This is a genomic window from Deinococcus pimensis DSM 21231, from assembly GCF_000519345.1.
Taxonomy (GTDB): Bacteria; Deinococcota; Deinococci; order Deinococcales; family Deinococcaceae; genus Deinococcus_A; species Deinococcus_A pimensis.
In genome coordinates this window covers 89,699-95,754 of sequence record NZ_KI912625.1, presented here as the reverse complement: position 1 = coordinate 95,754, position 6,056 = coordinate 89,699, and the positions used below count along the sequence as shown (strand labels likewise).

General features: G+C 67.2%; 5 protein-coding genes and 1 pseudogene. All 6 read left to right on the top strand.

Features of this window, described 5'->3' with window-relative positions:
- Nucleotides 1–1,560: translation initiation factor IF-2 (infB, locus tag DEIPI_RS28095; protein WP_084473902.1), on the top strand; the 1,560-nt coding region annotated here is incomplete at its 5' end.
- Between the two features lie 209 nt (nt 1,561–1,769).
- The gene (locus tag DEIPI_RS0103030) at nt 1,770–2,096 is read left to right on the top strand and encodes a hypothetical protein (protein ID WP_157463434.1); all 327 of its coding nucleotides are present in this window, start codon (nt 1,770–1,772) and stop codon (nt 2,094–2,096) included.
- A 56-nt stretch (nt 2,097–2,152) separates the two neighbouring features.
- Nucleotides 2,153–4,438 carry a protein translocase subunit SecD gene (gene secD / locus DEIPI_RS28090; RefSeq protein WP_045233538.1) on the top strand — a complete coding sequence of 762 codons (2,286 nt, stop codon included), beginning with the start codon at nt 2,153–2,155 and terminating at the stop codon, nt 4,436–4,438.
- Nucleotides 4,439–4,551: 113 nt separating this feature from the next.
- Complete coding sequence (locus tag DEIPI_RS38790; RefSeq protein ID WP_169737007.1) at nt 4,552–4,719, top strand: hypothetical protein; 168 nt, start codon at nt 4,552–4,554, stop codon at nt 4,717–4,719.
- A 657-nt stretch (nt 4,720–5,376) separates the two neighbouring features.
- Nucleotides 5,377–5,799, top strand: coding sequence for a DUF4279 domain-containing protein (locus DEIPI_RS0103015; RefSeq protein ID WP_169737006.1), 423 nt, complete (start codon nt 5,377–5,379; stop codon nt 5,797–5,799).
- 34 nt (nt 5,800–5,833) lie between these two features.
- Nucleotides 5,834–6,056: pseudogene (locus DEIPI_RS38785) on the top strand (hypothetical protein); the annotation flags it as partial.

The following is a 6,056-nucleotide window of genomic DNA, read 5'->3' as shown; positions in this document are numbered from 1 at the left end:
GCCACCGCGACGGAGGCGCGCGAGGTGCGCGCGCCCGAGGCGGCGGTGGAGTCGGGCGTGCCGCACCGCGCGCCGGTCGTGACGATCATGGGTCACGTCGACCACGGCAAGACGAGCCTGCTGGACTACATCCGCAAGACGAAGGTCGCGGCGAAGGAGGCGGGCGGCATCACACAGCACGTCGGCGCCTTCGAGGCGAAGACCAGCAAGGGCAAGATCGTGTTCATCGACACGCCCGGTCACGAGGCCTTCACGAGCATCCGCGCGCGCGGCGCGAACGTCGCGGACATCGCGATCATCGTGGTGGCCGCGGACGACTCGATCATGCCGCAGACCCGCGAGGCCGTGGCGCACGCGCAGGCGGCGAACGTGCCGATCATCGTGGCGATCAACAAGATCGACCTCGCGACGGCGAACGTGGACCGCGTGAAGCAGGACCTGATCCAGCTCAACCTCGTGCCGGAGGACTTCGGCGGCGACACGATCGTCGTGCCCGTCTCCGCGCGTTCCGGTGAGGGCGTCGAGGACCTGCTGGAGATGATCTCGCTCGTGGCGGAGCTCGCGGACCTGCGGGCCGACCCGAAGGGCGAGTTCAGCGGCGTCGTCGTCGAGAGCCGCGTGGACAAGCAGCAGGGTGTCCTCGCGAACGTGATCGTGCAGCAGGGCACGCTCCGTGTCGGTGAGTTCCTCGTCGTCGGCGAGAACTACGGCAAGGTGAAGGCCCTGACGAACTCGCTCGGGGACCGCATCAAGGACGCGGGACCCAGCACGCCCGTGCAGATCCTGGGCTTCAGCGAGGCGCCCACGGCGGGCGACACGGTCGTCAGCGCGAAGAACGAGCATCAGGCGCGCGAGATCGTCGCGGGCCGCGTGACGACCCGCCGCGACGCGGAGGAGGCCCGCAAGCGCCCCCGTCAGACGCTCGAGGAGATGATGGGCAGCCTGGAGCAGGTGCGCGAGGTGAACCTCATCCTGCGCGCCGACACGCAGGGCTCGCTGGAGGCCATCCAGGGCATCCTCGCGAAGAAGCAGACGGAGGACGTGAAGCTCAACGTGATGCTCGCCGGGATCGGCGCGCCCACCGAGGGCGACGTGCTGCTCGCCAGCACCGCCGAGGCGCAGATCATGTGCTTCAACGTGACCGCGTCGGGCAGCGTGCAGAAGGCGGCGACCCAGAAGGGCATCGACCTCAAGAGCTTCCGCATCATCTACGAGATGATCGACGAGGTGGACCGCCTCATCAAGGGCAACCAGGAGCCCGTGTTCGAGGAGCGCTACCTCGGCCGCGCGGAGGTCCGCATGGTCATCCGTCACCCGAAGGCGGGCCTCATCGCGGGTTCGTACGTGCAGGACGGCAGCCTGAAGCGCAACGCGAAGCTCAAGGTGCTGCGTGGCCGTCAGGTGGTCTTCGAGGGCACCATCACCGGTCTCAAGCGCTTCAAGGACGACGTCCGCGAGGTGCAGACGGGCTACGAGTGCGGCGTGAACCTCGACTTCAACGACATCCAGGAGGGTGACGTGCTGGAGGCGAGCGAGATGGTGGACGTGACCCCGGCGTAAACAAGTTGCGGAGACGCGTCGTCGCCCAAGGCATGAGGACCGGGCCGCCCCCGGTCCGTACGCCACCAAACAAGTTGCAGAGACGCGTCGACGCCCACCGCGGAACGCCCCCTCCCTTCACGGGTGGGGGCGTTCCGCGGTGTCGTGTGCCGTCCTTTGGCGCGCGGGATCACGCTCTCGTCACCACCTTGCACTAGAGTATGGTTCGCATGAAGCCCACCCGAAGGTTCCGCTCCTGGCAGCGTCTCGTGACGTTCCTGTCGGTGGTGGCGGTGCTGCTGGGTTCGGGGCCGCGTGAGTTCGCGCTGGCCCTGCGGGGTGGGGTGGTGGGGCTCGCCCCGGCGCCCCTGCCGGAGTTGCGGGCGGCGCCGCCGCTTCCGCCGCTCGTGCCCGTGGAGGTCGGGGAGGCGCCGGGGCCGCTGGACCGCGTGTCCTTCTCGGCGCTCCGTGCCGGCGGCGCGGGGCTGCGGGCGAGGGCGGAGTTCCGACCGCGGGTGTTCGCGCTGGGCGGGAGCCGTCTGCTCGACGGTGGCTGAGGCGCTGCGTCCGCCCTCTCCTCTTCCGTCTCTCGTGTTCATTTCCGGAGTTTCCCGTGACCGATCCTCGTAACCGTAACCGTAACCGCGCCCGTCAGGGTGGCGGGCGGCGCAACGTCGCGCCGCCGCGCCGCTTCCCCTGGACGGCCCTGATGCTGCTGCTCGTGCTGCTGACGTCCATCGCGTACGTCTGGCGTCCGTGGGAGCACCGTGACAACCTCTGGACGCTGTGGCAGCCGCAGAACGGCGGCTTCAAGGCTGTGAACCTCGGGCTGGACCTGCAGGGCGGCCTGCGCGTGGCGCTGGAGCCCGACAAGGCGAACTTCACCCGCGACGACCTGGAGAAGGTCCGCACCGTCGTGGAGAACCGCGTGAACGCCCTCGGCGTGGCCGAGCCGAACATCCAGATCCAGGGCGACAGCCGCGTCGTGGTGGAACTGCCCGGCCTGACGGAGGCGCAGCAGGCGAACGCCCGCTCCGTGATCGGTCAGACGGCGGTGCTGGAGTTCCGCATCGTCAAGGACGGCGCGCAGCCCGATCCGCAGACCGGTCAGTACCGCCTGACGGACCTCGGTCCGGTGCAGGCGACGGGTGAGATCGTCCAGAGCGCCACGCCCGGCACGGATCCCACGTCGGGCCGCTGGGTGGTGACCTTCCAGACGACGTCGGCGGGCGCGGACAAGCTGCTGTCGTTCACGCGCAGCAACGTCGGCAAGCTCATGGCGATCGTTCTGGACGACGAGATCAAGAGCGTCGCGACGATCCAGGAGCCGCTGAGCACGAACGTGCAGATCAGCGGGAACTTCACGGCGGCGGAGGCGACGAACCTCGGGCTGGTGCTGAAGTCGGGCAGTCTGCCCGTGCCGATCAAGTTCGCGGAGCAGCGTGAGATCGGCCCGACGCTCGGCGCGGACGCGATCCGTTCGGGCGCGATCGCGGCGGTCATCGGCGTCGCGCTGACCTTCGTGCTGCTGTTCGTGTACTACGGCTTCTGGTTCGGTCTGGTGGGCGCGCTGGGCCTGCTGTTCTCCGCCGTGATCATCCTCGGGATTCTCGGGGGGCTGGGCGCCACGCTGACCCTGCCGGGCATCGCGGGCCTCGTGCTCACGATCGGCGCGGCGGTGGACGGCAACGTCATCTCCTTCGAGCGCGTGAAGGAGGAGCTGCGTCGCGGGCGCGGCATCAAGGGCGCCATCAACGCGGGCTACGGTCACTCGTTCTGGACGATCTTCGACGTGAACATGTCGCACCTGCTCGTGGCGCTCGCGCTGTACAACTACGCGACGGGCCCGGTGAAGGGGTTCGCGGTGATCCTGGCGATCGGCGTGGTCGCGTCGACGTTCTCGAACCTGGTGTTCGCGAAGTGGCTGATGGAGGCCTTCGCGCGCCGCCGCGAGCTGAGCGCGCCGCAGTGGTTCGCGACGCCGAACTTCAACTTCATGAAGCCCGCGCCGATCATCACGACGCTGTCGGTGCTGCTCGCGCTGGCGGGCGGCGGCGTGATGCTGGCGAAGGGCTTCAACTTCGGCGTGGACTTCACGTCGGGTACGAACTTCACGCTGCGGACGAACTCGGGCACGAGCGTGGAGCAGGTGCGCGCGGCCGTGGCGGGCGTGGGCCTCGCGAAGGCCCCGGCGGGCGGCGCGACGATCCAGAGCACCGTGAATCCGGCGGTGCCGGGCACGAGCTACACCGTGAAGGTCCCGGAGCTCACGCAGCCCGAGATCGAGCGCTTCCGCGCGGCCTTCCAGAAGCTGCCGGGCGGCGAGGTGCAGGCGGTGGACACGGTCGGGCCGAGCGTCGGGGCGGAGCTGCGCGATCAGACGATCCGGGCGGTGCTGCTGTCGCTCGCGCTGATCCTGGTGTACGTGTGGTTCCGCTTCGACTTCGCGTTCGGGTTCGGTTCGGTGGTGGCGGTGCTGCACGACGTCGCCATCGTGATGGGCCTGTACGCGTTGCTGGGGCTGGAGTTCAACATCAACACGGTCGCGGCGATCCTGACGCTGATCGGGTACAGCCTGAACGACTCGATCATCGTGTCGGACCGCATCCGTGAGAACCTGCGCTCCATGCGCGGGCGGCCGTACCGGGAGATCGTGAACGCCGCGATCAACCAGACGCTGTCGCGCACCCTCATGACGAGCGTCTCGACGATGCTGCCGCTCGTGTCCCTGCTGGTGATCGGCGGGGCGGTGCTGCGGGACTTCAGCCTCGCGCTGATCGTCGGCATCCTGATCGGGACGTATTCGAGCATCTACATCGTCGCGCCGATGGTGGTGTTCTACGAGAACCAGATGTCGAAGCGTCGTGCGGGCAAGGCGGCACCCAGCAAGGCGAGCTGAGCCTGGAAGAAGGAGGGTCGGGACCGTGGGGTCCCGACCCTCCTTCTTTTTGCTTTTTGACGATGCGTATTCCATGTCTGGGTATGATGATTCAAACTTACCCTGATAGAATTATGAAGAAAGCCGTGTTTGATTATTTGATCGTCAGGCTCATAATAATTTATCTTATGCCTCTCGATGACTCGCACAAAAGCGGGGCTTATCTGACAACGCTGTTGAGCGCGAAGGTATTCGCGCTCCTCGCGGGGGCCTTCGCCGTCTCTGCACGGCGTTCGCGTTGACCGGAAGCGTCAGGACCTGAGCCAGGCGCTTCTTTCCTGATGCCAGGAAGACCGCCCGCCCCCGACGGGGAGCCCGAGGGACGAATGCCGCGCATATGGCACCGACCTCTCCTTGTGATCGTCGCCGCATCGGATCTACCTCTCCTTGTCACGTGCATGATTTCCGCATCGGGTGCGGAGGGTGCCGTAGACTGAAGCGCTCATCTAGATCAAACATATGTTTCAATTTGAATTTCATACCTTCTCCCAGCTCGCGGGCAAGGCTCTCCTGGCCTTTGGGATCTTCAACCTCCTGTGCTTCGCCATCGTTTCGATACTCGTCGGTCGGGCCCTCGCAAGGCCTGAAGACGAACAACCGACGCGACAGGCGGACGCTCAGCCGCCGGGAGAAGGGAATTCGAACCCTGACCAGTAGCCGGGCCGGCGACATCCACCGACTCGCATAGTAAGAGCAGGCGATATGGATCGTTTCCATATCGCCTGTCTTTCAATCTGGCGGAAATTTAATGACAGCTGACACTCTAGAGCGTCAGCTTAGGACGGCAGGGAGTTCACGGCGTTCGTGATACGCCTCATTTCGGTGTCGGATGATCCAACGAAACGCACCCCGTGCGATTCGCACCCGCCTCCCGCGGCGCGTCCCCCATCATGGCCCTCATGTCCTGCCTCCTCGTCGTCTCCGGCGCCACCCTCGACGTGGACCTCGTCCTCACCGAACTGTCCTTCGAACCCGAGCACCTCTGGCAGCGCGGAGAGCCCGCGCCCGCCGGGCGTGTCCACGAGGACTCCGGCTTCAGCGTCCTCGTGAGTCCCGCCGACCCCGGGAACCTCGACACGCAGGTCGAGGAGGCGCTGGAGTTCCTCGACGCGTACGCGCACGAACTGCGCGCCCTCATTCGCGCGCGCGGTCTGCAGGACGTCTACCTGCACTTCGGCGCCGTGGCGGGACCCGACGTGGCCGTGCCGCGCGCCTACCTGCCGCCGGAGCTCACGCGCCGCGCCGGAGCGCTGGGCCTCGGGCTGCTCGTGTCGCACTTTCCCGCCGGAATCGACGACGGGGAGGACGCGCTTCGAACCTGAACATCGCGCCCCTCCGCTGCTCTAGACTGTCCCCGTGCGTGTCGTGCTGTTCCTTCAGGTGGTCGTGCTGTTCGCGCTGGCCGCGTTCGTGATCCTGCTTCAGCTGGAGAATCCCGTGCAGGTCCGCGTGCCCGTCCCCTGGGTGCAGGAGGAGGTCGTCGCGCCCCTCGGGGTGGTGCTGGCGGTCACGCTGCTCGTGGGCGGCGCGTACGCCGCGCTGCTGCTCGTGCCGCGCCTCGTGCTGGGCTTCGCCCGCC

Excerpts from the sequence above, each read along its gene's own strand:
- DEIPI_RS0103015 (WP_169737006.1), top strand. The coding sequence starts at position 5,377 with ATGTCCTGCCTCCTCGTCGTCTCCGGCGCCACCCTCGACGTGGACCTC.
- DEIPI_RS0103030 (WP_157463434.1), top strand. The coding sequence starts at position 1,770 with ATGAAGCCCACCCGAAGGTTCCGCTCCTGGCAGCGTCTCGTGACGTTC.
- DEIPI_RS38790 (WP_169737007.1), top strand. The coding sequence starts at position 4,552 with ATGAAGAAAGCCGTGTTTGATTATTTGATCGTCAGGCTCATAATAATT.